The 26,309-nt window shown below is 52.4% G+C and carries 24 protein-coding genes; 6 read left to right on the top strand and 18 right to left on the bottom strand.

The genetic code is table 11. The features are described 5' to 3' along the window. Window positions 1–221 precede the first annotated feature (221 nt). The 5 genes from EV294_RS15775 to EV294_RS15755 form a co-directional block, all read right to left on the bottom strand. Window positions 222–1,028 carry a DUF4358 domain-containing protein gene (locus EV294_RS15775; protein ID WP_132308389.1) on the bottom strand — a complete coding sequence of 269 codons (807 nt, stop codon included), beginning with the start codon at window positions 1,026–1,028 and terminating at the stop codon, window positions 222–224. A 26-nt stretch (window positions 1,029–1,054) separates the two neighbouring features. After that, entirely contained in the window at window positions 1,055–2,206 is a 1,152-nt protein-coding gene (locus EV294_RS15770; protein WP_132308387.1) for a DHHW family protein, read from the bottom strand. A gap of 17 nt (window positions 2,207–2,223) precedes the next feature. Next, window positions 2,224–3,633, bottom strand: a complete 1,410-nt coding sequence (locus EV294_RS15765; protein ID WP_132308385.1) for an MBOAT family O-acyltransferase — start codon at window positions 3,631–3,633, stop codon at window positions 2,224–2,226. Window positions 3,634–3,853: 220 nt separating this feature from the next. Then, a complete protein-coding gene (locus EV294_RS15760) occupies window positions 3,854–4,396 on the bottom strand; it encodes an NADPH-dependent FMN reductase (protein WP_132308383.1) in 543 nt (180 codons plus the stop codon). A gap of 84 nt (window positions 4,397–4,480) precedes the next feature. Continuing rightward, window positions 4,481–5,359 (bottom strand): LysR family transcriptional regulator, encoded by an 879-nt coding sequence (locus EV294_RS15755; protein WP_132308381.1) that lies wholly within the window; start codon window positions 5,357–5,359, stop codon window positions 4,481–4,483. Between the two features lie 123 nt (window positions 5,360–5,482). Here EV294_RS15755 and EV294_RS15750 point away from each other — a divergent pair, with 123 nt between their 5' ends. Continuing rightward, complete coding sequence (locus EV294_RS15750; protein WP_132308379.1) at window positions 5,483–6,223, top strand: SDR family NAD(P)-dependent oxidoreductase; 741 nt, start codon at window positions 5,483–5,485, stop codon at window positions 6,221–6,223. A gap of 2 nt (window positions 6,224–6,225) precedes the next feature. Here EV294_RS15750 and EV294_RS15745 read toward each other — a convergent pair whose 3' ends face one another. The 4 genes from EV294_RS15745 to EV294_RS15730 form a co-directional block, all read right to left on the bottom strand. Beyond that, window positions 6,226–7,374, bottom strand: a complete 1,149-nt coding sequence (locus EV294_RS15745) for a Ger(x)C family spore germination protein (RefSeq protein WP_132308377.1) — start codon at window positions 7,372–7,374, stop codon at window positions 6,226–6,228. Window positions 7,375–7,388: 14 nt separating this feature from the next. Continuing rightward, window positions 7,389–8,864 (bottom strand): spore germination protein, encoded by a 1,476-nt coding sequence (locus EV294_RS15740; protein WP_132308375.1) that lies wholly within the window; start codon window positions 8,862–8,864, stop codon window positions 7,389–7,391. Then, entirely contained in the window at window positions 8,861–9,955 is a 1,095-nt protein-coding gene (locus tag EV294_RS15735) for an endospore germination permease (RefSeq protein ID WP_132308373.1), read from the bottom strand. Before EV294_RS15735 ends, EV294_RS15740 begins: the two co-directional genes overlap by 4 nt. Window positions 9,956–10,083: 128 nt before the next feature. Beyond that, window positions 10,084–11,364, bottom strand: a complete 1,281-nt coding sequence (locus tag EV294_RS15730) for a glycosyltransferase family protein (protein WP_243711680.1) — start codon at window positions 11,362–11,364, stop codon at window positions 10,084–10,086. Window positions 11,365–11,509: 145 nt separating this feature from the next. On the opposite strand from EV294_RS15730, the gene EV294_RS15725 reads away from it, so the two are divergent. Next, on the top strand, window positions 11,510–14,041 hold the full coding sequence (locus EV294_RS15725) for a choice-of-anchor A family protein (RefSeq protein ID WP_132308371.1): 2,532 nt from the start codon (window positions 11,510–11,512) through the stop codon (window positions 14,039–14,041). 54 nt (window positions 14,042–14,095) lie between these two features. On the opposite strand, the gene EV294_RS15720 is transcribed toward EV294_RS15725, so the two are convergent. Next, entirely contained in the window at window positions 14,096–14,866 is a 771-nt protein-coding gene (locus EV294_RS15720; RefSeq protein ID WP_132308369.1) for a DODA-type extradiol aromatic ring-opening family dioxygenase, read from the bottom strand. A gap of 214 nt (window positions 14,867–15,080) precedes the next feature. On the opposite strand from EV294_RS15720, the gene EV294_RS15715 reads away from it, so the two are divergent. Continuing rightward, a complete protein-coding gene (locus tag EV294_RS15715) occupies window positions 15,081–15,629 on the top strand; it encodes a helix-turn-helix domain-containing protein (RefSeq protein WP_132308367.1) in 549 nt (182 codons plus the stop codon). A 235-nt stretch (window positions 15,630–15,864) separates the two neighbouring features. Further along, window positions 15,865–17,358, top strand: a complete 1,494-nt coding sequence (locus EV294_RS15710; protein WP_132308365.1) for a DHA2 family efflux MFS transporter permease subunit — start codon at window positions 15,865–15,867, stop codon at window positions 17,356–17,358. Window positions 17,359–17,413: 55 nt separating this feature from the next. On the opposite strand, the gene EV294_RS15705 is transcribed toward EV294_RS15710, so the two are convergent. After that, window positions 17,414–18,385 (bottom strand): iron-hydroxamate ABC transporter substrate-binding protein, encoded by a 972-nt coding sequence (locus tag EV294_RS15705; RefSeq protein WP_132308363.1) that lies wholly within the window; start codon window positions 18,383–18,385, stop codon window positions 17,414–17,416. 144 nt (window positions 18,386–18,529) lie between these two features. Between EV294_RS15705 and EV294_RS15700 the strand changes: the two genes are divergently transcribed. Further along, window positions 18,530–19,057 carry a YfiT family bacillithiol transferase gene (locus tag EV294_RS15700; protein ID WP_132308361.1) on the top strand — a complete coding sequence of 176 codons (528 nt, stop codon included), beginning with the start codon at window positions 18,530–18,532 and terminating at the stop codon, window positions 19,055–19,057. A 32-nt stretch (window positions 19,058–19,089) separates the two neighbouring features. Here EV294_RS15700 and EV294_RS15695 read toward each other — a convergent pair whose 3' ends face one another. The 7 genes from EV294_RS15695 to EV294_RS15665 all read right to left on the bottom strand — a co-directional run bounded on the left by EV294_RS15695 (window position 19,090) and on the right by EV294_RS15665 (window position 24,365). Further along, window positions 19,090–19,467: an MmcQ/YjbR family DNA-binding protein gene (locus tag EV294_RS15695; protein WP_132308359.1), complete on the bottom strand. Its 378-nt coding sequence runs from the start codon at window positions 19,465–19,467 to the stop codon at window positions 19,090–19,092. 2 nt (window positions 19,468–19,469) lie between these two features. Further along, window positions 19,470–20,150 carry a YdeI/OmpD-associated family protein gene (locus EV294_RS15690; protein ID WP_132308357.1) on the bottom strand — a complete coding sequence of 227 codons (681 nt, stop codon included), beginning with the start codon at window positions 20,148–20,150 and terminating at the stop codon, window positions 19,470–19,472. After that, on the bottom strand, window positions 20,113–20,613 hold the full coding sequence (locus EV294_RS15685; RefSeq protein WP_132308355.1) for an SRPBCC family protein: 501 nt from the start codon (window positions 20,611–20,613) through the stop codon (window positions 20,113–20,115). Before EV294_RS15685 ends, EV294_RS15690 begins: the two co-directional genes overlap by 38 nt. Window positions 20,614–20,675: 62 nt before the next feature. Next, window positions 20,676–21,272 (bottom strand): GNAT family N-acetyltransferase, encoded by a 597-nt coding sequence (locus EV294_RS15680; RefSeq protein WP_132308353.1) that lies wholly within the window; start codon window positions 21,270–21,272, stop codon window positions 20,676–20,678. Window positions 21,273–21,394: 122 nt separating this feature from the next. Further along, a complete protein-coding gene (locus EV294_RS15675) occupies window positions 21,395–21,829 on the bottom strand; it encodes an SRPBCC family protein (protein WP_132308352.1) in 435 nt (144 codons plus the stop codon). A gap of 105 nt (window positions 21,830–21,934) precedes the next feature. Continuing rightward, window positions 21,935–22,420, bottom strand: coding sequence for a MerR family transcriptional regulator (locus tag EV294_RS15670; protein WP_132308350.1), 486 nt, complete (start codon window positions 22,418–22,420; stop codon window positions 21,935–21,937). Window positions 22,421–22,478: 58 nt separating this feature from the next. Then, window positions 22,479–24,365, bottom strand: coding sequence for an FtsX-like permease family protein (locus EV294_RS15665; protein ID WP_132308349.1), 1,887 nt, complete (start codon window positions 24,363–24,365; stop codon window positions 22,479–22,481). A gap of 634 nt (window positions 24,366–24,999) precedes the next feature. Between EV294_RS15665 and EV294_RS15660 the strand changes: the two genes are divergently transcribed. Then, window positions 25,000–26,295 (top strand): sulfatase family protein, encoded by a 1,296-nt coding sequence (locus tag EV294_RS15660; protein ID WP_132308348.1) that lies wholly within the window; start codon window positions 25,000–25,002, stop codon window positions 26,293–26,295. The last annotated feature ends 14 nt before the right edge of the window (window positions 26,296–26,309 follow it).

Below are 26,309 nucleotides of genomic sequence, written 5' to 3'. Positions count from 1 at the left end.
ATATCAACCATCCCATCCAACCGAGACCAAGCGCGAGCAGCACGCCAAGCAGAACGATATAAGACAGATGGAACAGGGATTCATTCATTTGGGTAACCTCCTTACGCCAACCGTTACCCAAATAGGATGAATCCAACGCGCCAAATTATACGGCTGCCGGGCTTGTTACCGCAATAGAATTCGCGGCCGCCCATCTTCTAGAGGTCTCGATCGAGATTCTCTCACTTTTTCGCCGCGGCCTTGAACGCTTTCACCAGGTCATCGGCGCTCTCCGAAATAACGAAGAGCACGTAATTACCCTCGACGACAATCTTGTAGTTCTTCGCGTTCTCGTATTGGTCCTGCAAATACGATTCGAACTGCTTCTGAACCGCTTCGGCGCGGCTGACCATGCCTTTCTTCACGGCGTCGATATCCTTCTCCTTCTTCACCTTGAATACGGCAATCTCGTTTGTCTTTACGTTCATAAGCGGCATGCGGCCGGAGTAATCGGCAAGCATTGAGGCATCAATGCCATACATGTTCTTCACGTCATCGGCGGTCATCGCGATCAGGGCAGGCTGCTCGACCGCTTTCAGCATCGCATCGACGATACCACTTGCGGCAGCCTCCGCAGACGGGCTTGGGCTAGGCTTTACGGTTGGCTTTGGCGTTGGTTTTGGCGTAGCGGACGGCTTTGCGGTCGGCGCCGGCTTCTTTGCGGGCTCGGAAGGCTTCGCGCTTGCCGACGGCTCCTTCGTGGCGGAAGGCTCCTTCGTTGGCGCCGGCGTCTTGCTTGGCGCGGGTGAAGCGCTTGCCGCTGGCTCCGGGCTTGCCGACGGACTTTCGGCAGGCGTCTCCGATGCCTCTTCGCTTGGCTGCGGATCCGGGCTTACGGACGGACTTTCCTCCGCGGGAGCCGAAGCCGAAGGAGTTGGCGAAGCTGCCGTATTATTGCTGCTGCTGTTGTTGTTATTGCCGCCGCAGGCGCTGAGCACGCCGCCCATAATCATAGTCGCGAGAAGAAGAATAATGGCGCGTTTTTTCATGTAAGAACTCTCCCTTGTTATATCGATTATTTGCCGAGCTTCAGAATCTCGTTGTTCTCGGCGAATGTCGCTGTGTTAAACAGCAACAGCGCATGACTGATGCCATTGTCTTTCATATATTGGCTGATGCTTCCGTTGTAATAACGCATGTCAATCACATGGATCTCCTTCGCATGCTGCGCGAGGAAGGGCAGGACGCTGTGGGCATACGAATCCTTGATTACAAGCAGCTTGTCCAGATCCACATCACCCGGCGGAATGTCGCTTGTCAGCGTCAAGAGCGCGTGAACGCCGCCGAGGAAATACGAATATTTGTCTTTTTTCGCGAGGTAGCTCTCGTCGTACAAGCTGTTCGTGGTTGTATCAGTATCCGCTACATACATCGACGTCGCCACCGGCTTATTCGGCAGGAATACTTGCAGCAGGTCCGGCTTCACCAGGCTGAACTGCCCGCGCGTATGATAACTGCCGAGGAACGAATCGCTGACCGTCTTGACCGTATAGGAGGGCAGCGGATGCGGCGTCCACCCCATCTGCTTCGCATATGCCTCATAAGCGTAATAAGCGCCTAGCGTTGTCCAGTGATGGTCGGTCCGGTAAAAAATATTTTCAGAGGCATGCGGCTTCAGAACGTTGAACCCATTCATATACGTTAGATTAGCCAGCCCCTGAAGCTGCTCCCCTACGGCTTCGTTCACCCGATCCTGCCCGTCATGAGGCGCTTTCCAGGGAAGCTTGTCCGGATAAAGGCCAATCGAGGTTGGCGCCAACAGAAACGTCAGGTCAACGCCCGGATTAGCGGTGGCAAAAGCCTTCACCGCGGCCGTATATTGGGCAAGCAACGCCGGATCCGGCTTCGCAAACTTCTCGAACAGATAGCCGTCCTTCCCTTTATAGATTCCGTTGTTCTCCTGCTGCAGCCGCAGCTGCTCAGAAAGCGACTTTACCCATACCCACTGCCCGCGCAGCGGAAAATGATCCGTCACGTACGTCTCCGCCTCCTCCGCAAACCGCTTCGAGATCAGATTATCCCACGTCAGCTTGGGCGCCGATTGCAAATAACGGTTCTCCAGCTCGGAAAACTTGCCTGCCGGCGAGAAGAGGAATGCCAAGGCCAGCACAAAGATCGTGACGATAAACCAGATGGCGAGCAGCCGGTCGGTTTGTTTTTTCATCATGATGTCCCCCCTTGCTGTCAGAAACGGAAATACAGGAACGGATTAAACGTCGCGTCGACGAGATAAGAGACGGAGAGGAAGAACAACACAAGCATCGCGGCAAAGCCCGCCAGCGAACGGATAGCCGATAAGCTGCCGTTTTCCCGGTCGGCCGCCTTCCGTTCCCTCCAGGCGATTGAGGCCAGAACAAGCACCGCGAGCAATCCCAGGTTCGTATACAAGAAGTACACCGTCCCGTCATCCCAGACCGGCTGGCCGTTTAGGCCAAACATCGCTTTCAGGTAACGGCCAACCTTCGGCAGCTCGTCAAAGGCGAACAGCACCCACCCGATCAGGATAAGCAGGCTGGCGTAGACATGCCGGATCCAGCGCGGCGCGCGGGCGAGCAGCCGTAGACCGGCCCATTTTTCGAAAATAAGGATAACGCCGAAATACAAGCCCCACAACATGAAGTTCCATGCCGCCCCATGCCAGATTCCGGTCAGGAGCCAGACAATCAGGATGTTGCGGAGCTGCTTCGGCAGACCCTTCCGGTTGCCGCCAAGCGGAATATAGACGTAATCGCGAAACCAGGTGCTCAGCGATATATGCCATCTACGCCAAAAATCCGTAATGCTTTGCGCCGCATAGGGCTTATTGAAGTTCTCATTGAACCGGAAGCCGAACATCAATCCAAGACCGATAGCCATATCCGAGTAGCCGCTGAAGTCGAAGTAGATCTGGAACGCGAAAGCGATCATGCCAAGCCATGCGGTGAGCACCGGCAGCGTCCCCGCATCGACATCAGAGATGGCATGCCAGAGCAGGCCGATATTATTGGCCAGAAGCACTTTTTTAGCGAGACCGACAATAAAACGCCTTACCCCTTCCGCAAACATCTCCATCGTTACGCGGCGTTCCTTCAGCTGCCCCGCCAGCGTGTTGTACTGCACGATTGGCCCCGCAACGAGCTGCGGGAACAGGGCTACGAACGTACCGAAGTCGATCCAGTTGCGCTGGGCTTTCGCCGTTCCCCGGTATACGTCGATCATGTAGGACATCGATTGGAACGTATAAAACGAGATGCCGATCGGAAGCGCCAGCTCCGTCAGCGGAATATCCGTGCCTAGCAGGGAATTGACGTTGAGGATCGCAAAGTCGGCGTATTTGAAATACGACAGCAGCGCCAGGTTCACGATAACGGAGGCAACGACGATCGCTTTGCGCCGCTTCGGCCCCCACTCCGGCTTGCTTAACAAAAGGCCGAAGCTGTAATCCGTCACCGTCGAAATCAGCATAATGACGATATAGACCGGTTCGCCCCAGGCGTAGAAGACCAGACTGGCGAGGAACAGAATCAGATTCTTCCCTCTTCGCGGCGACAGCCAATAGAGCAGGAGCACCGACGGCAAAAAAATAAACAGGAACAACAGGCTGCTAAATACCATAGCCGGTTACGTCACTGTCCAAAATCCGCCTTGCGCGGCAGGTTTCAATTGATCTACTAATCGTTTCACGTCCAGCACTCTCCTCGATGCAAGGTAATGATATCGCATACATATCAGTGCTACTGACGCGGATTAGGACAAGAAAGTTACAATTTGCCGCAAAAAAACAGCAAAAAAGAGCACCCTCTTAAGGAGGATGCTCTTCGTAAAGGCAATCGTTTTATTGTCTAAGCGTCTTAAGCGCGCCGCTCCAGGCAAGAACCTGGTCCAGCATGCCGTTTACGTTCGTCAGATGAAGATCGGCCGGCTTGAATACCGAGCCGTTCTCGAAGTCCGTAAACAGCGACAGCGCCGGGTGAACGCGTACGTCGGCTACCGACAGCTCGCCAAGAATGCCGCGAAGATGCTCTGCGGCGCGGGCGCCGCCCACCGAGCCGTAGCTCACGATGCCGGCTGCTTTGTTGTTCCAGGCTTCGCGCGCGAAATCGAGCGCATTTTTCAAGGAGCCCGTGATGCTGTGATTGTATTCCGCTACGATAAACACAAAACCGTCGAGACCCGCCAGCTTGGCATTCCAAGCGCCTGCTTGCTCCGAAGCATCCACTTCACCAAACAGCGGCAGCTTGTAGTCTGCCACGTCCACGATCTCGTAGTTGGCATCGCCGCGTTTATCGGCAACACCCTTCACCCACTCGCCTACTTGCGGACATACGCGGCCCTGGCGCGTGCTTCCCAAAATAATCCCGATATTCAGCTTAGACATGATATACCTTCTTTCTTAGAAATAGTAAAAACGATTTGAACCTTGCACTATCGTTTCCATATCATTCCTTCTCTATGCAAGGGTCTAAATCCTTTCCAGAGCCTGCCTTAAATTCTCGTAAAGCTTATGGGCCGCCGGCGACAACGGTCCCGTACGGCTGACCAGCCCCATCAGCATGTCTACCGATACGTCCCGAAGCTCCCTTATTTGCGTGCCTTCGGGCAATGGCTGCAGGGCGGCAAGCGGAACAAGAGCGATGCCAAATCCGCTTGCCGCATAATGCCTAAGCGCCATCATGCTACCGATCTCCATCGTCTCGATCGACAGAGGTCCGCGATCCTGCAGGATTCTCTCAAGCTTCTTCCGGTAGGGGCAGGTTGCCGCCGTAATCAGGAGCCGGTGCCCTTCCAGGTCGGCAAGCTCGATGCGTTCAAAGCCGGTCAGCGGATGGTTCTCCGGAAGCAGCAAGACAAACCGTTCTTGAAACAGCGGATGGAAATACAATTCCTCTCCGGATTCCGGCGCGGAGCATAGCGCAAAGTCCAGCTCGCCCTGCCTTAAGCTGTTCACCAGCAGAGGCGTGCTGGCAATCTCAAGAGATACCTCAACCTTGGGCTGCAAGCCCATGAAAGCCGTAAGCAGCCGCGGCAGACCGAAGCTGGCCGTCGGCTCCGTTACGCCAAGCCTCACCTTCCCGGCTTCGCCGCTTTGCAGCTCGGCCAGATCGCTCTGCAGCCGTTCCATCCGGCGGACAATATCCAGGCTTTGCTCATGGAACAGCCTTCCCGCTTCCGTCAGCCTTACCTTCTTCCCCCGGTCAAACAGCCTGACGCCAAGATCCGCCTCCAGTCTCTGAATCTGCATCGTCACCGTGGATTGGGCATAGCTCAGCTCCTCCGCCGCTTGATGAAAGCTGCCATGCCGGACGATGGCATGCAGGGTCTTTAAAGTCTTCAAATCCATTCGTCTCTCGATCTCCCCGGATGAATTCAATATTTTTGAACCAATCCTTCATTTTATTCAATTATACAAATCGATGAGCGACTTATACAATGACAATAAACGAACTAGCAGGGAGGTCATCTTATGGAGCTCAAACATAAAACAGCGTTGGTAACCGGCGGAGGCACGGGAATCGGCCGTGCGACAAGTCTGGCATTAGCCGGCAAAGGGGCGGCCGTTGCCGTTAATTATTCGCGTTCCCGGCAAGAAGCGGAAGAAACCGTGAAGCTCATTCAGAGCTTGGGCGGGAAGGCAATAGCCATTCGGGCGGATGTCTCGAAGGAGGAGGAGGTCAAAGACATGGCGGAGACCATCGTCCAATCCTTCGGCACCCTGGATCTGCTGGTGAACAATGCCAGCATCACCCGCCACATTCCATTCTCCGACCTCGACGCCGCAACCGGCGAAGTGTGGGACGAATTGTTTGATGTCAATGTAAAGGGCATGTTTTATTGCGCAAGGGCAGCTACTCCCCTCATGAACAGACAGGGACAAGGCGCCATCGTAAACGTCGGCAGCATAGCCGGCTCAACCGGCTTAGGCTCGTCTCTGCCTTATGCGGTATCCAAAGCCGCCGTCCATGGCCTTACCAAATCACTCGCGCGCGCTTTGGCTCCTCATATAAGAGTCAACTGCGTGGTGCCGGGCGCCGTCGCCACCAGGTGGTGGTCCGGCCGGGAGGACCAAATGCTGCGGCTTGCCCCTAATCTGCTTCTGCAGCGCATCTCGACTCCAGAGGATATTGCGCAGCTGATCTGCGCCTCGTTGGAGCAGGAGGCCATGACCGGCCAGATGATTACCGTCGACAGCGGCCAAACGATGTAGCGCTATTTCACGATTTCCTTGTACTTCCCTGTGCTTGTAATTTTTACGGTAACCTGCACCGCGCCAAGGGAGCGCTCATTCAGGAAAAAGAAGCCTCCCTTGGTCAGCTGATGAAACAGGCGTGGGCACTGCCGGTACAACGTCTCTTCCATTTGAAACGGGTCGCAATGCTTCGCGAGTCCAACCCGGTACGTCTCTTTAATTTCCTCTTGTATGGCCTGCTCAGCCCTTTTTTCCAGCTCGGGGATCGTTGCATTGTCGGAATCCCTAATGGTTCCTTTTGCGGTAACCTTAAGATCGAACTTGACGTCCCCGTTGCTCTGCACCTTCGGAATGACTTTCATTCGGGGATGCCCGAATTGAATAGCCCCTTCATTCCCTTCCTCCAGAGGCACTTGAAGCGTGGTCTTGCTGATTTTTTCCGTTGCCCACCGCAGTCCCTTCAGCTCCGCGATCGACATCCAGTTTACTAAACTGCCTTTATCGAAAAAATACGCCCCGTTCATTTGAAACATCCCCCGGGTAGCTTTATCCTCCAGCCACGTGTCCTTATTAATGGTGATCGAAGGCATATAGAGGGAATTGCCCGGTTCATTCATGTTGGCGATAAGCCGATTGCCGTAAGAGGCAATGATATAGGGACTTTGACTGTGATTCTGCGCGCTCGTGTACATGATGGTATCCAGCGGAGACAGATTAAAGATCGATTTTTGAGTTAAAATGTCCTCCATCCTATCCTTGGTTCCAAATACAAGCACGTTATAACGGATCTGGTAATAGCGGTTTAACGTCGCATACGTTTCTTTGCCGCCCCGCTTCATCAGATTCTCGCTTAGCACGATGGCTTTCAAATGTCCCCAGAACAAAGGAAACTGAGAGGTCGCATTTGTATCCGAGAGCGAGAGAGCAAGGGTTTTCCCATGTCCCGTGCCAATCCAGATCGGCACCTTTTGGCCCAGCGACGTATTCTCGGATCTCGCGATATTCGAGAAATTCAGCACTTGAATATAAGTCTTGTATTCGCCATTTACGTAATCGATGCCAAGGGCGGTAACATAGGCCATGTTTTGAATATCCCGCGAGTTTGCGCAGCTTGACAAAGATCCGGCAGCCAATAGACAAATTAGGATTTTCCCAATCCAAAAACGCACTCTACCCCACTCCTTTATCGCTCGTCATCCGGATTTTGCAGGACAGACGGACGACGCTTCATTAAGAACCAAGGAAGTCTTAGGAACGAAGCCGCAACATCCTTGATTTTAAGCGGCGATAGGGGAGCAAGATAACTCACGCCGAAGGACCGCTGGCTTCCCATAAGCGCAATAAAGATGACGATCCCGAGAATAACCCCGTACATGCCAAGGAAAGAGGACAGCAGGAAAAAGAACAGCCGGATAATGCTGACGACCGTACTTAACGACTGGTTAACCAGCGTTACCCCCGAGACTGCGGTAATCGCCCCAATCACAACAACCGACGGCGATACCAGTCCCGCGCGGATCGCGGCATCGCCAATGATGAGACCGCCGATCGACGTTAAAGTCTGACCGATGGAGGTCGGCAGCCGGACACCGGCCTCGCGGAAGATCTCCAGGAGCATCAGCAGAATAAACATCTCGATCTGGGCGGAAAATGGCAGCCCCAGCCGGGAGACCGAGATGGTCGCCATAATCCGGAACGGCAGCTGGTCCTGGTGGAAGGCCATCAGCGCTACCCAGATCCCTGGCAGAAATACGGTAAGAAACAGACTGAATATCCGAATAAACCGTGCAAACGAAATGTAGGTGTAGTTGAAATGAATGTCCTCCGGCGACTTCAGCAGCAGGCTTAATCCCGCAGGCCCTACGATAACAAGCGGATTGCCGTCCATAACAATTAGAAACCTGCCGGAAAGCAGGGAGTTTACGCAGTAATCCGGTCTTCCCGTATAGTCCAGCAGCGGGAGAAGCTTGTATTTCGAGCCGGTTAACGCCTCCTCCAGCTGGTTAATGCTGTAGAGACCGTCAGTATCAATGGACTGCAGACTTTTATGCACCGCATTTAATATTTTTGGACTAATAATGTCCTCGAAATACAGCAGGGACAGCCTTGTCTTCGTCCGCTTGCCGATCGTATATTCCTTTACGTGCAGCGAATGACTGCGGAGCCGTTTGCGGATCAGCGCTACATTGACGGACATATCCTCAATAAAGCCGTCTTTGGGGCCTTTAATGGAAATTTCCGTGCTGGATTCGCTTGGCATCCGTTGCGGACGGTCGCTGATTCCCATATTGAAGTAACGCTTCTCCTGAACAAAATAAAGAAATAGCCCTCCCTCGAAGACGACTTCGTCAATGTCGTCCGCGGTGGGGATTCCTTTATAAGAAAACAGCGACAGCCGGGAAATCATCTGATGGATGTCTTCTGCCGAGGCTTTGCCGGCTGCTTCGTAATACTCGGTAAGAACCGGGAGGACAAACTCGTGAATTTGCCCGGTATCGCATAGTGCATTCGCGTACACCAGAACAACGGAAGGCTTGTCGCTGGCTCCGAACCGGCATGGCTTGACGAATACGTCCGCCGATCCCTGATAGAGCTGCCTCAATCGTTCTTCGTTCCAGATTACGCTGCCTGCGGGTGCTGTCCCTGCGGATGCTGTCATTGAGGCTCATCCTTCCGAAATGGTTTGGCGAACAGCGTGATGATCATCCATGTCAGAGTGACAACCAGCAGAATAGCAAGAGAAGAAGGCAAAAACACCTTGTACATCCACTGGTAATAGGAGTAGTCATTCGTACGGATGATACCAATAAAAATATAGCTGGCCATAATTATGGCCGTTGTCCATTTGCGGACATTCCCCGTCATCTTCAGAACATCGGTCAAGAGATACACCGCAATGCATATGCGAATACATGCCCCCGACATCCATTGAAAGATCGAGAAGAAATCGACATGCTCGATATATTGCCCCACCTTCACCAAACGCCACTGCTCGTAAGGCGAGGTCATCTGATTGGCCGCTTCCCTGGGACCGAATTCGGTAATAGCCCCAACGATTGGGCCCAGCATAATTCCTACAATAAACAGGCTGTAGAGGAGGACCTGCCACATTTTGATTTTTTCGCTTAGCCTATGCTGCAAGAGAAGCAGGAAAACAACCTCGATATAACCGCTTGCCGCATACAAAATGCCGTCAGCAACAGGCGCCCATCCGTGCTCCAGAATCGGAGTCAGCAGCCTGTAGTCCTTTTCCGAGTGATTAAAGACGCTGACGAATACCCCCAATGCGCAGACAATGGGAAACAATACGCCCGCCGTTATCGCAATAGAGCGCAGACCCCATACCGTAATGAAAAAGCAGATAATAACTAAAGTAAGGACAAGCACCAGCGCGGGGGAGTCCGGCAGATAGTTGGTTGTGTTCCATTTCACGGTATGGAGAACGGTTGTTGCTCCAATCAAATAAAGAATGGCGCACACCGGGAGAATCAGAATCCATGAGACAATGGGATGAGTCCTATCCGCTATCCACTTCTGCCACTTCAGCTGCCCGGATTTTCTCATCATCCATGTAAGCAGCAAGCACCATACGATAAATGCGGCACCCGTCACGATGACCGTAATCCAGGCATCCCGCCCGGAAGCGTCGAGGAGCATCGGATTCACAATGACATGATCGATAAGACCGTTGGTCAAAGCAAAAATCATAAGCATTTGGGCGATATTGATTTTGCTGGCCTTTCCACTCATAAGCATCATTCCGTTCCTGTTGTTCCCTTTCGCACAGGGCAAAAGATAGGTTATTCATTCCCATCCTGCCTGCCAAATTATTCATGGCGGCAATAAATGAGGGCTCTCCGGAGTTGGAGAGCCCTCATTTATTGCTCGGCTATGGGCCGATGTTCAATTAACGGCTTGAGCCGGTTCTCCCAGATCCACATCGGGTTGTATTGCCGGCGAATCAGGGTTTTGGCCTGAAGAACCGGATTAATCGCCATGAGGCCCGCGATCCGCTCCGCATGCTCGAGCAAATACGCCTCCTCCGAGGGATGATAGCTCTCCCTCGTATCCACGCCGAACCCTCTCGCATTCCATCTCATAAAATACGCATGAAGCCGGCTGCCCAGCTCCTCCAAGGCCGGGACCGCCTGATTAAGGACAAGCATATTGCCCCGGCTGGCTGCCTCCAGCACAATAAGCCCAAAGGATTCCGAATAAGAGGTACATATAAACAGGTTGCTCAAAGTAAACAGATCCATGACCCCGGAATGCGGGAAGCCATCCGGCCAGCCCTGCTCCGAGGTGAATACAAGGTTTTCCCCTCCAAGACCGTACAGCTCTCCTTCGCTCCTGATTCTCCGTTTGTAAGCAGCCGGCTCGATATCCAGTGAAGGAAAATCGCAAAAGATCATTTTCACCCTTTTGCCCGACGCCAATCCTATTGCCCCCAGAAGCGCAGCGGCTTTCTCCAGCTGCTTGCCTGTCGTGAGCCGGCCGGGATAGACCGCCAGAATGTCCGGCGACAGCAGATCGGTTCGCGTTCCAAGCCGCCGCACTTCTTCTCCCATTCCGCCAAAGAGATTCAGGCTGTTAGGGATAGCCCTGCACTGCTCAATCGGAACCATGTATTGCTCCGCAAGCGCGGCAAGCCCCGACTCGGCCGGATACAGATACGTCGTATTCGGCAGCGGCGAAAACCTTGCGGAGAGGGGCCAGTCCATCCGCTGCGGCCTGACGGCCGGGTAAGAATGCGTCATGGCAAGGAAACGAAGCCTGGGAAGCCGGGCCTGAACGTGACGGACGGCGATATTATGAACGAGATGCCAGCCCTGGTACAGGATATCGTGGAGGAACACAACGTCCACATCCAGCAAAGCCTCATGCAAGCTGTCGGCAATAACCTCCGCCTCCTGGAAGAAGCTGGGGTGGACTCTCCCCGTAGGCTGCGTGTAATCCATCCAATGAATTTGGTTGCCATGCAGTCTGTTCGTTATTTTCACCCATTCAATCCGTTCATCGCTATAGACGCCGTATCGTTCGGAGTCCGGGCAATCCTGACTTACAAGCACCTTGACGTCTACTCCGCCGCCCAGCAGCATATGCAGGTGCTCTTCCACCACGCTGACTAAGGAATAAGTCTTGGATAACCCGTTGAACATGGTCAAAATAGCCGTCTTAATGGCCTTCACCCCTTATTTAATCAGAAATAATACTTTCTTCTATGCCTGAAACAAAGGGGTTATGCATAGGTATTTAGGGTGTGTGCAATTCGGCTGACAAACGACCTTGGGAGGGGATAATGGGATGGCTTGTGTCAATCTCGGAACAGCCAACGGCTTCAACTTGTTTCTGTTCGGCAACCACACGCAATCCTTCGTTGATTCGGAGGGGAGAGTAGCCGTTGGCGGCAATGCCACTTATAACAGCTATGGGATAGGCGATAAGCTGCCCGTTTCTACAACGAGATCGGACCTTATCGTAAGGGGAAATATCAATATTACGGGGGGAACCAACTTCGCGGGGAACACCACCATATTCCCGAACGGCACGGTTATCAATTATTCGATGACCAATAATAACGGAGTGCCTGGCCAGCCTCTTGTAGGGACACCGGTCGACTTCGACGGTGCGGAACAATCGCTGGCCCAACTATCGCTTAACCTTGCCGGGCTGCCGGTCAACGGAACCGTGGTCAATAACTTCGGTACCATATTTCTATTCGGAACAGATCCGGCTCTTAACATATTTATGTTTAACGGCAATAACGTGGACGGCAACGGGCTGCGGCTCGATACGGCCAACGGCATTAATATCATTGCACCGGCAGGCTCAACTATTCTCATTAATGTAGGGGATGACAATGTCGGGTTCGGCAGCTATCAGATCTTCCGCAACGGCGTTACGCCTAACCCATCCGAGGGACAATTCATTCTATGGAACCTCTATCAGGCTACCACGGCTTATAACCAGAATCTTTCGATTCTCGGTTCGGTACTTGCTCCCTATGCGAACTGGGAAGCGATCGGCTTCGGCAATATTGACGGTACGCTTGTCGCCCAATCTCTCACGAATGTAGGCGGCACGCTTGAAGCGCATAATGTTCCTTTTATGGGCTGTCTGCCGGATGTAAATCCGCCTACAACCTCAACAACAACGACCTCGACAACGTCGTCGACGACATCAACAACGACAGCTTCGACGACAGCTTCGACAACTTCAACGACATCCACCGCAAGCACGACATCGACATCAAGCAGCTCATCAACGTCGAGCACGTCCAGTACAACAACAGCCATTCCCACCACCTCCACAACAACGACCACGACGACAAGCACAACGCCGGTGCCGACAACCACAACCACAACCTCTACTTCAACAACAACGCCTGCGATTGTCACGGGGCCGATTATTACAGCGACCAAAACCCCTAATGTCACGACGGCACAGATTGGAGATACGATTACTTATACGATTACCGTAACAAACATAGGAACCGCTCCGGGAGAAGCCGTAATCGTGGAGGCGCTGCCGCCGGGCGTTCACTTCATTCCATCCAGCCTGTTGATAGACGGCGGCTTTTTTAGCGGCGTCGACATTACGGAACAGGTCGTTATCGGTATTATCAATGTCGGTCAGGTTGTCACGATTCAATTTCAGGCCTTTGTTACGGGCTATCCTCCGAACGGACTGATTACGAATACAGGCTTTGTGGTTACGGTTCCGCCAGGCACTGTACCCGCAACGTGTACACCGGGGGATATCTCCGTTAACGCCCTGCCAGGCGTAACGCCTGTTCCGGGACTTTTTCTTCCTGTCCTTCCCGTCTTCAAACCGGGTGTAACGCCGACACCGGGTCAGGTTCCGAATTTGGGGCCAATAACCGATCCGGACGGAAGCGTGTTGCTGAACCAACAAATATCCGTTCCGGGCATTACGCTTCCGCCGCTTGTTGGCGTAACGATTCCGGTTTTGACAGGTTCGATTCAGCCGATCGTCTCGACCAGCTTTGTGACGGTCCCATGGACAACGGTGATGAACGCCCCTAACCTGCACATCTCCAAAACGTTCCTTGCTCTTACCTTATTTGTCGGGCAGCGAATTACTTATACCATCTTCGTCGTCAACAATGGCAACGCGGTATCCGGCCGAACGGTATTAACGGATATCCTTCCTTCCAATGCCGTCTTCATTCCGGGAACCATCCGAGTCAACAACGTGCTTCGACTGGATGACAATCCTAACGAAGGCATCAGTCTTGGGCCGATTGCTCAAAACGAAAGCATCCTGGTCCGGTTTGACATCCTCGTAAGGGGGAGCGGCTCGCTAACGAATACCGCGCAAGTAAAGGCCGATTTCCTGCTGCCGAATCAGCAGCTTCTCTCGCAAACCTTCGCATCCAACACGATATCCAATCCGGTATCCATGATTCGGGCATCGGATTACGCGTCCTTCCTCAAAACAGCCGATGCTCAAATCGTCAAGGCCGGGGAAAGTTACCATTACAATATCATGCTCACCAACCTATCGACGGACATCATCGCAACCAACGTCATCTTCTACGATCCGCTCGACAATCAGCTGCAATACATCTCGGGAAGCCTTACCGTGGATGGCATTCCGCAGCCTGACCCTCAAGCGGGCATTCCGCTTGGCACAATAGCGCCGGGAGTAACGCGCAGGCTTACCTTCCAGGTGAACGTACTGGCTGAGCCGATGGGGGGCATTGTCCTTAACCAAGCGGCCGTTCTTTTCGAATTCCGGTATGGGGCCTCTTGCTTCCGGGCAGGCCTGCTTACTAACACGGTTCGCGTTATCGTCGAGGAAGAGGAAGAATAATAGCAAAAGCCCAAGACCTCTGTGAACAAGGATCTTGGGCTTTTCTCATCTTGATCAGGCAAATTCCCAGCAGCTAAGGCTCAAGTTGCCGTACTGGTAGCTGCGGTGAAGCAGCCTCGCCTGACGCGTACCGTCCCCCGCCCCCATGGCCAGCAGGAGCGGAATAAAATGCTCGCTTGTCGGCACCGCTTGTGTCGCGTAAGGAGCGAGTGTACGGTAATGGAACAACGCGTCCAGATCCCATGCCTCCAGATGATCCTGCAGCCATTGATCAAAGCTTGCTGCCCATTCATCCACGCCATCCGGTCGCCAGTTCAAAGCCCGCAGATTATGAACGGTCCCCCCGCTTCCGATCATCAGGACATCCTGCTCTCTAAGCTCAGCAATCGCTTTGCCGATCTGATACTGCTGCTCGTTCGTCAGGTACCGGTTCACCGATAAAGCGATAACCGGAATGTCCGCGTCCGGATACAAGAGCTTCAGTACCGCCCACGCACCGTGATCCAGGCCGCGTTCTTCATCCGTTACCGCCCGTATTCCCTGCGATTCAAACAGGGATACGATGCGGTCCGCCAGGGTGCGATCCCCTTTCGCCGGATAAGTCATCCGGTACAGCTCATCCTGGAATCCGCCAAAATCGTAAATCGTGCTGTACGTCTTAACGGCGCTGACAGCCTGCACGTTCTCCTCCCAATGGGCCGAGAACAGAACAATGGCCTTCGGCTTTGGATGATTAACCGCGAAGGACTTCAGCAAGTCCGTATAGCTGTTATCCTCCAAAACAATCGAAGGCGCGCCATGCGCGAAGAAATAAGATGGAAGCATTGCCGTTCACTCCTTATCTATGATTATGGTTTTTATCCTCTTGCGTCTTCCTTGATCCATCGCAGGAAATCCGTTTTGCTTCAATTATATTAGTAATGAAAATAATTATTTTCTATAAGAAATATAATGCCGCAACGACTAGCCTGTCAATTGAAAAATTGTTAATATAAATATTAGTTTTGTACCACTAATATTTCGAGGAGTGAGCTGCGTTATGGATATCGGCTCCACCATTCGGGCCATCCGCAAGCGGAAGAATATCACGATCGCCCAAATTTGCGAGGAGACCGGTTTGTCTCAAGGCTTTATGAGCCAGGTCGAAACGAATAAAACCTCCCCGTCGATTACAACGCTGCAAAGCATTGCAAATGCGCTTGAGGTTCCGCTAGCTTACTTGCTGCTGGATAAAAAGGAAAAAATGCAGCTCGTCCGCAAGGATGAGCGCCGGATAACGACTAGCGGGCCGGACAAGCTGAAGGTGTCTCACCTGAGCTCCACCAAAAACGTCCATATGATGATCGTTGAGCTGCCGCCCGGCGCGTCGACCGGAGAAAATCATGCCCACGAAGGCGAAGAGGTCCATGTCGTCATTCAGGGAACCCTCTATATCGAGCAAGGCGAGGATGCAGCCGAATTGAGCGCGGGCGATTCCTTCAGCTGGAATGCCTGCACGCCGCATACGGTAAAGAATATCGGAGAGGATACCGCGATCGTCATGATCTCGGTTTACACCGAATCCGATCCTTCAAAAGCATTTCTATAAGAAGAAGAAAGGGTGCCCCGGGGCGCCCTTTCTTCATCCAGCAACAAAATAAATTATACACATTTGTTCCCGCCTGACGCCCTTTTCTCGGCCTAGCACCCTGTGATAAAGTGGAAATTGGGCCAAATAAAGATCCGCGGAGGGGAAAACAAGGACGAATACCGTCCGGCGAGCCTAAACAAACTAATATACATACCTTTTCGTTGAAAAGCGAAGGAAAGGAAGGCCATTATCCATGAATGCTTCTCATGCTGGTGGATCCAGCACTGCCCCCGACTTAACGAATATTAAGCGCGGGCCTATTATTGCTACGATTATAATTGGCGCTTTTATCGCCATTCTGAATGAAACGCTGCTTGGTAACGCGCTTCCGGAATTAATGAAAGCTTTTGAAGTTGGCCCTTCAACTATTCAATGGCTCACAACCGCCTACATGCTTGTTGTTGGCGTACTCGTTCCGGTCACGGCGTTGCTTCAGCAATGGTTTACAACCAGGCAGATGTTTATCGGCGCTATGACGTTGTTTTTTGCCGGTACCGTTATTTCGGCCGTTGCGCCCGAATTTGGCGTTCTGCTTGTCGGACGGATTGTTCAGGCTATCGGGACCGGCTTAATGCTTCCCGTATTGATGAACACCATTATGGCTATCTTCCCGCCCGAGAAACGCGGAGGAGCGATGGGTCTCATCGGTCTTGTCATTATGGCGGCTCCGGCGATCGGTCCAACGCTGTCCGGCGTTATCATGGACTCGCTCAACTGGCGCTGGCTGTTTATTCTCGTTATTCCTTTGGCGGCTTTATCGATTATCTTCTCCTTTATGTTCCTGAAGAATGTGTCGGATATTACGAAGCCAAAGGTGGATATCCTCTCGATCCTGCTTTCCACAATCGGTTTCGGCGGACTCGTGTACGGCTTCAGCTCGACGGGAGAAAAGGGCTGGTCGGATCAGGAGGTAATCTGGATGATAACAATCGGCGCTGTCGCACTGATTATCTTTATCTTCCGCCAATTGAGGCTGGAGGCTCCGATTCTGGACCTGCGCGCCTTCAAATCGCCAATGTTCTCCATCGTAACGATTCTGCTCTTTGTTCTTATGATGACGCTGTTCTCCACCATGACGCTGCTGCCGATGTTCCTGCAGGGAGCACTGCTCATGACGGCTTTCACTTCGGGTCTCATTATGCTTCCCGGCAGTATCGTTAACGGCATTATGGCTCCGATCTCCGGCGTATTGTTCGATAAATTCGGGCCTCGCATTCTGGTAACTCCAGGTCTTATCCTTGTAGCGATCTCGCTGTGGATGTTTACCGGCATTGATGCCGCGGCAAGCAACGGACATATCATCCTGATTCACATCATCATGATGATCGGTATTTCCCTTGTCATGATGCCGGCTCAAACCTCCGGCCTGAACCAGCTGCCGCGCCACCTGTATCCGCACGGTACGGCAATCCTGAATACCCTGCAGCAAGTGTCGGGCGCGATCGGCACAGCGCTGTTCATCAGTATTATGAGTAACGGCACCAAGGATTATCTGAAGACCTCCTCCGATCCGGGCTCGCCGGCCGAGCAGGCTCACGGCATGGTCGCGGGTATCCATGATGCCTTCTGGATAGGCCTTGTTGTCGCCATTGCTGCCATTGTTATCGGTTTGTTTGTGAAACGCACCAAGCCGCCCGAGGGCGATCAGGGAGCGGAAGGCGAGAAGCAAGTCAGCATGAGCCATTAATCAACAAAACAAAAGCGCCCTCCAGAAGATTCTGAAGGGCGCTTGCTGTTTGAAGTTATTTCAGGAAGCTTTCTTTGAAGATAGCAAGCAGGCTTTCCAGTGTAGTAGGGTCGCTGTAGGTGGAGGCTTCCGTATCGATTTCGATGACATGGTTATTTTTAACCGCAGGGATGTTCTTCCATGTATCGGTATTCATAAAGGCATTGTCGTTTGCCGTGCTTCTGCTGAGTACGATATAATCGCCGGCATAATCGGACAGCGTTTCTTGCGACAGTGTGAAGTAACCTGGTCCTTGAGCATCCTTCGTTACTTTCTCCGGCATTTTCAGACCCATGGCTTGGTACAACACTTCCGTGCCGCGTGCCCAGTGGTCGCCGAATACGTAGAAGCTTTTCGCGTCCGTTTCGATAACGGATACGGTTGCGTTCTCGCCGATCTTCGCTTTCACCTCGTCGCCGATTGCGGCAGCGCGGGATTTGAAGTCGTCAACCCAAGTTTGCGCTTCTTTTTCTTTGCCAAGAATCTTGCCGATTTCGACCTGCTGATTCAGGTAATCCAATTTGCCCCAAGTGAAGGCAACCGTAGGAGCGATTTCGCTCAGCTTGGCAACGTTCTTGCTCTCCGTGCCAACGACGATCAGGTCCGGATCAAGCTCGATGATTTTCTCCAGATCTTCATCGGATACTACCTCAACGCCTTTCAGCTTGTCGTTGAAGAGCGGGCTCATGTTGGTCCATTGGTCTACGCCCACAAGGTCGGCTCCCATGGAAATCATGTTTGGCGCGTAAGCCAGTGCTACGATGCGCTTGGGATTGGCGGGAATCTCAACCGGACCGCTTTCGGACTGGTAAGTAACCGTACCGGAGGCCGGCTGTTCCGCCGCTGCGGAATTTGTTGCCGCAGGCGTTTCGGCAGCTGCTGCGGAGCCGTTATCGGCATTGTTCGCGTTGTTGGATTTGTTGCTGCCGCAGGCACTCAGTACAACAACAAGTACAAGCAGCATGATTGCGGGAATACATTTTCTCATGGTTTAACCCCTTTTATTTGAAATGGCATTATATACGATAATGATTATCAATATCACAATGAATAACTATAAATGGTTATTGAAACTCTGTCAATGAGCGCAAAATAAAATTTTATTAGGATTAGGCTGGAGGATGATTGTGCAATGACTACGGACAATTTGCGGTATCCCATAGGACCTTTCGAAGAAGTATGCGATCCCACCGCCGAACAGCGCAGCAATTGGATGAAGGAGATTGAACGGATGCCGTCGCGGCTTCGGAAAGCGGTGGAACAGCTGTCCGAAGAGCAGCTGGCTATCCCTTACCGCCCCGGCGGCTGGACGATTCGGCAGGTCGTTCACCATCTGGCGGATAACGATATGAACGCCTATATCCGGTTCAAGAAAGCCATGACCGAAGATAATCCGGCGGCTTCCACGTACCGGCAGAACATGTGGGCAGAGCTTAACGACTATGAAGCGCCCATTGAGGCATCGATTGTTCTGATCGAAGCGCTGCGCAGCCGGTTTGCCGTGCTGCTGCAAGGGATGCAGTCATGGGACTTCGCGAGAACCTTTACGAGCCCGACAAACGGACTTATGACGCTGGATACGGCGATACAGCGCTTCGAATGGCATGGCCGGCATCATCTTGCGCAGATCAATTCATTAAAAAAGCGTATGGGCTGGTAGCCCATACGCTTACATTTAAATGCCTCCTGCGGTTATCTTGCGACGCTCTCCAACACCTGCTTCACCAGACGTTTCGGCGCCGCCAGCAAATAAGCCTCCTGTATAAGCACGGCCAGCTCGTCCCAACTCGGACCCGCTTCCATGTCAACGGAAACCCAGCCATGATGGCCGATATACGGCGTCTTGACATAGCCGCCCTGCTCAAGCAGCAGGTACTGCTGCTCCTTCGTCGCTTTGATCGACAAGCTTGGCAGGACGCTATTATGCCCTTCCCCCATCATAATGAAGGTTTTGCCCCTTACTTTCATCACGTCATGCCCAAACCCGTCAACGATCTGGTCTACCTCCGGCAATGCCGAGCAAATGCCCTGCACCCGCTCCAGCATCGCTTTCCCAAGCTCCGTCTTCATCCCTATCCCTCTCTTCTCCGATACAGATCGATACTCTTATAGCCTTCTCCAAGAATAACCTTCATCTCGGCTTTCCGTTTGGCTCTGGTCTCCTCTTGCACGGCACTAAACACATAACGGGCCCAATCCTTGCGGTACCCCGGGGTAAGCGAACGGAAAAACGACAGAACCTCCGGATGATCCTGAAGCTCCTCCTCAATCTGAGTCACAAGAGCCTCGTAGTCGGCTACGCTTTGGCTCGGTTTCTTGGAGGCCGACGAACCCTTCTTGCGGGCCTCGGACTTGAAGCCTACAACCGTAAAGACGTCATCCAATCCCACCATGCGGGCAAATTTGACCTCGCTGGTTCCGATATAGCCATCCTCCTCGCTCGCGCCCAGCCCCTCAAACAGACTGTCGCGGTGGATGTAGGTCGGATATGCTTTATTGCCCTTCTTCGGATAGGCGGCATACAAATAACCGCCTTCCTCCAGGTAATGGTTGTCGATGACCTCGGTCATTAGCTGCTGCAGAGCCGGCATATCGAGAACGAAAGCGAATATCAGATCGTAGCGGCTGCCCGCCTGCAGCTCGCTTTCATACGGCTCCAAGCCGGCGAGCGCTTCGCTGCCCTCCGGCAGATGCAGAACGGCTGCTTTTTTATACTTATGTAAATTCAACTTCTCCACGATCGTCTTGCTCATCAGGAACCTCCGATTGTTTTACATGCGCGTAGGGTGCTTTGTCATAAACCAGGTTAAGCTGAATGCCATGCTCCAGATAGGCCTTTGCCCCGCATAATACAATCGTGAAGCCTTCCGTCGAGCCAATCGCCCGCTGCACGATTTCCTCTGCTTCTCCCTGAAAGCCGGAGTCGGTAACGGTCACAAAGGTTTCCGTTTCGGACAAAGCCGTAAACGTCCATTCGGCTCTTGTTCCCCAATCGATAACAATGCGTTTGTTAGTCTCGAGCTCCAGTACGCGGACAGGTGCCGATGCTCCGTACATCTCCCAGAACCACTCCACCTGACTGCCTTCTTCCAGCTTCCCGCTGCCACTTGTGAACCAGAACTTCGACGTTATAGCCGGATCGATGAAAGATTCATACACATCGCTCACCGGACGCCTGATCATCATTTCAGCTTTAGCTGCTATTGCTGCTGTCACCTTCAAACCTCCCCCTGTCGTTTACTACTTCCTTATTTCTATATTGGCCGGCGGTCGACCTGCTAAACCTGCTCTGCCTTCGCCGGTTTGCTTAGCTTCTTGTAAACCGCCTTGATAAACCCTCCAAATACGTCATGACTGTAGGTGAACCCATGCTTCAGGTAATATTGAAGCGCGTCTTCATTGCCATTCGATACATAAATGAGCAGCAGGTCAACGTCAGGAAAGCTTTCCAGCCATTCCATCGAGGCCTTGAACAGCTTTGCGCCAAGCCCCATGCTCCGGTAGCCGTCACGCAAATACAAATTGCTGAGGAAGCCTATCTTCTTCGGCAGCTCTACCCAGTCCGGGTAAAAGCCCTTGCTGTCGGCAAGGTGCCGATTGGGAGCCCAAGCAGGAAGCTTATCATCCCCGGGCTCAAGATCTTCTATGGTCGAGAATGCATAGCCAACCGGCACGTCTTCGTCCCTGGCGATCAGGACATGGGCATGAAGCGCACCGTCATAGCTTCTGCGCATCCGCGTATCAAAGTTCATCCAGTCGAATACCTCCGGAGCCATGACAGCCCGGGACTTCTGAAAGGCCATCAGCTCGTTGCACAGCTCCCGGCAGGGTTCAATGTTGCCGTCCTTTACAACTTCTATCGTTATATTCGTCATGTTTTGCCTCCCGCATGCCATCTCTTCCTCTTGTATAACTAAAATACCGTGAACGGCCATCACAATGCAATCGGCGTTTAAACGCAAAAAAAAGAGCCTCTGCCAAGAGACTCTTCCAAGTTCTATTCAAACAGCTTACCCAGCGCATCCAGCATTTCGCCTGTGCCATGCTCGCGAATTTCCGGCGTATCATGCCCGTCGAAGAAGGCGCCTTGCTCGGTGAATACCAGCTTGGTTCCGCCGTCTACGGGGAACAATTCGATGGTGGTCGTCGAGACGGACATTCGCGTGTCGTTCATATCCAGCGTGTAGGTATAGACAATACGCTCGGCCGCCACAATCTCCTGATAGACCGCGTCAAACGTAAACACCGGTCCCTCCGGCGGCCCGCCGCTGCTGTATTCGCGCCCGCCTACCCGGAACTCGAATTGATCGGGCTTCGAGAACCACTTGCCCTTTACCTCCGGGTCGGCAAAAGCTTCGAATACCCGCTCCGCATTCGTCTTGTAAGTACGTTCGACAACAAAGGTCGCATGCTTAACAAATCTTTCGCTCATAGTGAGTGATCCTCCTCAAATGAATTGTGAAGCAATTCATGCTTCGTAAGCATAAACGTAATGAATTGCGATGCCATTCAAGCCACGTAAGCGAATTCCCTTCGATTACGGCTCGTCTTCCCCCTGCTCAAGCAGGCTGCCCAGCCTGTCCAAGCGCTGCTCCCAACTGATGCGCCGTTCAAGCACCGGCTTCTCGAACTCCATCTTCATCGCCTGTAGAAGACCCGTAAAATCATCCACCGTCAGGCCCTTCTTGCCGATGAGCAGCTTGGAGGCGTGCTCCAGCTGTTCAAGCAGCTTCTGCTGCCGCGTGATCTGCTCTTTGATCCGCTGCTTCTGCAGCGTTACCATCTCCAGCGGGCTGATCTGCTTGGCGGATAAGGTCTCCTTAATCTCTTCCAGCGACAAGCCCAGCTCCTTCAGCGTCAGAATCTGATGCAGGCGGGAAAGATCGGACTCGTCGTACAGCCGGTGACCCGAATCGGTCTGCCCCGACGGCGAGAATAAGCCGATCTGATCGTAGAAGCGCAGAGTTCTGACCGTCAGCCCCGTCAGTTTGGCGAGGTCTCCAACTTTCCAAAGATTGTTCATGCTCAGTCCTTTCGTGGATGCTAGCTTCATACCGGTAACTCTATTTTAAAACATGACGTTACGTAAGGTGCAACCCCCAAGCCGATTTTACATTAGAAATATATTTGGTGCGGATAAGGAGGAAGTATACAAGCTGAATGACAACGAAGGAGCCAAGCACCGTCAGCGACGGCTTCACCATACCATACTCGAACATATGCTGCATCGCCGTAAGGGCAACCGCTCCGTGAATTACGGCCACTAAAATCGGGGCGAAGAACAGAATCATCAGCTGCTTCGTCAGAATGGAGGACAGCTCGCGGTCCGTAAGCCCAATCTTGTGGATGGCCTGGAACTTCCGTTTATCCTCGCCAAGGTCGGTATAGAGGCGAAAATACAAGAAGCTGCCCGCACCTACGAAGAATACGATACCGATAAAAAATCCGACAAACAGGACGACGCCAAAAATCTGATCCTGCTGGTACAGCGCATAATCCACGCCCATAAACCAATTGTCGGTCTTGCCAAGCTTGCCGTCAATCTCTTCTCCTGCCTCTTTAAGCGCATCATGCGAGCCCGAAACGTCAAAGGCATACTGGTAAATGACGCTCTCCGGCTGCTTCAACTGTTCAAACCGTTCATCGGGCACCACGTAATAATCGGATCCTGCCTGAATAACCGGCGTATCGAGCGTCTGCACGGGCTTAAAAGTAATCCCCGCTTCCTTCAGCGTAACCGGCGTCAGCTCCGGCTGCGCCGCTCCCATCATCGTGCTTCTGTAATGGACAATAGCCGCATCATCGCCTTGCACATCGGCCTTAGTCCCTTTGACAGCTGTTTCGAGCGCATTAAAGGCGGATTGCGGCACGACGGAAAGCCGCTTGCCGTCTTTCGTCTCCACATTTTTAACGGTCAGCGCATACGACTGATAAGACAGCCCCGCTTCCTTCAGCGTCTGCTCAATCATCGCAACGTCCTGCTCGGAAGGCTTGTCATACGAGGTATATTTCATAGCGAACGGATTGTCGTTCCGAATAATATCCGTATACATCGATTTGAACCCGAACAGCGAGCCAATCGCGGAGAAAGCCACCGTCGACAGAATCGCCACCATAAAGAACGTTCTTGCGTTATCCTTCATTCGGTAAGCCAAATCCGATAACAGAACAATGTTGGTTTTCCGCCAGAAAATCGAACGGCTCTTGCGTCCTTTATGAACGGCATACACGCTCAGCTGCGTGAATAGGAAATACGTACCGATAATCACGACAACCGTCACCGGAATCATGGCATAAAAGACGATCATGCCTTTGGCCGCCAGCGCCGCGGCATAACCGCCAACGATCAAGAGCAGCGCCAGCCAGGACAGCAGCGCGGATGCCTTCGGCTCCGGCTTAGGCTTGTTCGAGCCCTTGAGCAGATCAATAAGCGAGTTGTTGCGCAGCACCGTCACCGTAAATAACGAAATAAGCAGGAACAGCGCCATAAAAGCCGCACCGGTCAGCACAATCGCCTTGGTCGGAAAATAAAAGGGCAGCCTTTCATCGAGACTAAGCAGCCTCTGGGACAGCAGAAGAATGACCTGGGCAAAGCCAAGCCCGGCTGCAATGCCCGCTGCCGTTGCGCCAAAGCCGATCACGATATTTTCCATAAACACAAGGCGGCGCAGCTGCATGCTGGTCATTCCGTGCATAATGAGAATGCCGAACTCCTTCTTGCGCGTCTTCAGGAAAGATCCCATCGAATAGAGCACGAAGAAAAACGAAAAGACGTAAATGACCGATTCCGCGAAGTGCATGGCGGTAGACACGCTCATATGGAGCGCGCCATCCGCAAGTCCCGGATGAAAAGCAAATATCGAGTAGACGAAAAACACCATAACCGAAAACACGCTGCTTAGAAAATACCCCGCGTAAATCCTCCGATTGCGGATTACGTTATTGAAAGCAAACCGTCGCAAGCTCATAATAAGCCCTCCCTGTTGATTTGATCCCATCGTAACAAAGGAGGGAATGAGGCTGCTATCGATTAACCTTACGTTTCCTTACATTATTGAAAGGTTCAGCTTCTCTTCCGGTAAGCGCACGCCGACACGCAGTACCGCCCGCGGAACAAGCGGTGGAATACGCTGTTGTTCAGCAGATTGAAAGCCCGGCTCAATCGCAGCTGCTGCGCGCGATATATGATCAATTAGCCGGAAACAAAAAGGTGAAATACGTCGATTTTTGTCGTATTACACACAATATACAGACTCGAATTTTGCTTCATTAATATCAAAACCAGGTTCTCCTTGCATAAATACACCCCATTAAACAATTCAGTTAATCGGTTAAAATATGCCTTCGCCTATTCTCCTCTAACCCCAGGGATACGCATCAGATAAGTCGGCATCAGTTAGTAAAGAAGTAGGATTAAATAATCTTAATTTCCATAAAAAGGGGTAAAAATAGCCGAAAAACGCTATTCGTTCGTTCGGCCCATTGAGGAAGGAGATACACAACACTTTATAAATTTGTTTACTTTACAGTTTAATTTTACTATAATATTCTTGTTCAAAATCATAATTATACCTAAAATTAAATAGAAGGGCAGACGTGATCATGACGAAAAAGCCAAATGTAATTGTTTTTTTCACGGATCAGCAGCGATGGGACACCACTGGCGTTCACGGAAACCCGCTTGGGCTTACGCCAAACTTCGATCGCATGGCGATGGAAGGAACGCATGTTTACAACTCCTTCACCTGCCAGCCGGTATGCGGTCCTGCGAGATCGTCGCTGCAAACCGGCAAGTACGCGACGACAACGGGCTGTCATGTGAACGGAATACCTTTGTCGGAGGATGCGCGGACGCTGGCGCATTATTTTAACGAAGCGGGCTATGAAACCGGTTATATCGGCAAATGGCATCTGGCCAGCGGAACAGGCGCGGTGCCTGAGCACATGAGGGGCGGCTATCGCTACTGGCTGGCTTCCAATTGCCTTGAGCTTACTTCGGATGCTTACGATACCGTCGTATACGATAACGAGAACGAAGCTGTAAAACTGCCGGGGTATCGGGTTGACGCGTTAACCGATGCGGCTATCCGCTATATCGATCAGAAGAAGGATGATCCGTTCTTCCTGTTCCTCTCCTATCTCGAACCGCATCATCAGAATTCGTGGGACAATTATCCGGCGCCTAAAGGTTACGAAGGGCGTTATGGAGGCGGGCAATACGTACCGACCGACCTGGCCGCCCTCGGCGGCACAACCCACGCCCATCTTGCCGGTTACTATGGAATGGTGAAACGGCTGGATGAAGCGTTAGGACGGATACAAGATGCTTTAACGAGCCTGAATCTCTACGACGATACGATTATTTTGTTTACTTCGGATCACGCGTGCCATTTCAAAACAAGAAACTACGAGTATAAACGTTCCTGTCACGAGAGCTCCATTCGGGTCCCAACCGCTTTCTCTGGCGGCTTCTTCCGGTCCGGCGGACGCCTTCAGGAATTGGTATCGCTTGTTGATTTACCCCCGACCCTGCTTGACGCTGCCGGCATTCCGGTGCCGGACGATATGCAAGGCCGCTCCATTTTGCCATTGCTGAGCAAAGAGACAAAGGAATGGCCGCAGGAGGTGTTGGTCCAGATTAGTGAATCGCAGGTCGGCCGAGCCATCCGTACGAAGCGTTGGAAATACAGCGTCACATCGCCAGCCTCTAACAAAGGATCTTCCGATCAATATATCGAGGACTTTTTATACGATCTGCAATCCGATCCTTATGAGTTAAACAACCTGGTCGCCTCGAAATACCATGCATCAGTAAGGGAAGAGCTTCGGGAAACGCTGATTCGCCGCATGCTGGAAGCAGGAGAAGAAGCACCCGTGATCTTGCCTGCGGATAAATGAGAACCTAGAGGCTT

The organism is Paenibacillus sp. BK033 (assembly GCF_004345425.1).
Taxonomy (GTDB): Bacteria; Bacillota; Bacilli; order Paenibacillales; family Paenibacillaceae; genus Pristimantibacillus.
Note: the sequence above shows the minus strand (reverse complement) of the source record. Positions and strands in the feature narration are given on the sequence as shown.

What these genes read in the sequence shown, in the direction of transcription:
- EV294_RS15775 (WP_132308389.1), bottom strand. Translation starts at nt 1,028, where the DNA reads ATGAAAAAACGCGCCATTATTCTTCTTCTCGCGACTATGATTATGGGC.
- EV294_RS15770 (WP_132308387.1), bottom strand. Translation starts at nt 2,206, where the DNA reads ATGATGAAAAAACAAACCGACCGGCTGCTCGCCATCTGGTTTATCGTC.
- EV294_RS15765 (WP_132308385.1), bottom strand. Translation starts at nt 3,633, where the DNA reads ATGGTATTTAGCAGCCTGTTGTTCCTGTTTATTTTTTTGCCGTCGGTG.
- EV294_RS15760 (WP_132308383.1), bottom strand. Translation starts at nt 4,396, where the DNA reads ATGTCTAAGCTGAATATCGGGATTATTTTGGGAAGCACGCGCCAGGGC.
- EV294_RS15755 (WP_132308381.1), bottom strand. Translation starts at nt 5,359, where the DNA reads ATGGATTTGAAGACTTTAAAGACCCTGCATGCCATCGTCCGGCATGGC.
- EV294_RS15750 (WP_132308379.1), top strand. Translation starts at nt 5,483, where the DNA reads ATGGAGCTCAAACATAAAACAGCGTTGGTAACCGGCGGAGGCACGGGA.
- EV294_RS15740 (WP_132308375.1), bottom strand. Translation starts at nt 8,864, where the DNA reads ATGACAGCATCCGCAGGGACAGCACCCGCAGGCAGCGTAATCTGGAAC.
- EV294_RS15735 (WP_132308373.1), bottom strand. Translation starts at nt 9,955, where the DNA reads ATGAGTGGAAAGGCCAGCAAAATCAATATCGCCCAAATGCTTATGATT.
- EV294_RS15730 (WP_243711680.1), bottom strand. Translation starts at nt 11,364, where the DNA reads ATGTTCAACGGGTTATCCAAGACTTATTCCTTAGTCAGCGTGGTGGAA.
- EV294_RS15725 (WP_132308371.1), top strand. Translation starts at nt 11,510, where the DNA reads ATGGCTTGTGTCAATCTCGGAACAGCCAACGGCTTCAACTTGTTTCTG.
- EV294_RS15720 (WP_132308369.1), bottom strand. Translation starts at nt 14,866, where the DNA reads ATGCTTCCATCTTATTTCTTCGCGCATGGCGCGCCTTCGATTGTTTTG.
- EV294_RS15715 (WP_132308367.1), top strand. Translation starts at nt 15,081, where the DNA reads ATGGATATCGGCTCCACCATTCGGGCCATCCGCAAGCGGAAGAATATC.
- EV294_RS15710 (WP_132308365.1), top strand. Translation starts at nt 15,865, where the DNA reads ATGAATGCTTCTCATGCTGGTGGATCCAGCACTGCCCCCGACTTAACG.
- EV294_RS15705 (WP_132308363.1), bottom strand. Translation starts at nt 18,385, where the DNA reads ATGAGAAAATGTATTCCCGCAATCATGCTGCTTGTACTTGTTGTTGTA.
- EV294_RS15700 (WP_132308361.1), top strand. Translation starts at nt 18,530, where the DNA reads ATGACTACGGACAATTTGCGGTATCCCATAGGACCTTTCGAAGAAGTA.
- EV294_RS15695 (WP_132308359.1), bottom strand. Translation starts at nt 19,467, where the DNA reads ATGAAGACGGAGCTTGGGAAAGCGATGCTGGAGCGGGTGCAGGGCATT.
- EV294_RS15690 (WP_132308357.1), bottom strand. Translation starts at nt 20,150, where the DNA reads ATGAGCAAGACGATCGTGGAGAAGTTGAATTTACATAAGTATAAAAAA.
- EV294_RS15680 (WP_132308353.1), bottom strand. Translation starts at nt 21,272, where the DNA reads ATGACGAATATAACGATAGAAGTTGTAAAGGACGGCAACATTGAACCC.
- EV294_RS15675 (WP_132308352.1), bottom strand. Translation starts at nt 21,829, where the DNA reads ATGAGCGAAAGATTTGTTAAGCATGCGACCTTTGTTGTCGAACGTACT.
- EV294_RS15670 (WP_132308350.1), bottom strand. Translation starts at nt 22,420, where the DNA reads ATGAACAATCTTTGGAAAGTTGGAGACCTCGCCAAACTGACGGGGCTG.
- EV294_RS15665 (WP_132308349.1), bottom strand. Translation starts at nt 24,365, where the DNA reads ATGAGCTTGCGACGGTTTGCTTTCAATAACGTAATCCGCAATCGGAGG.
- EV294_RS15660 (WP_132308348.1), top strand. Translation starts at nt 25,000, where the DNA reads ATGACGAAAAAGCCAAATGTAATTGTTTTTTTCACGGATCAGCAGCGA.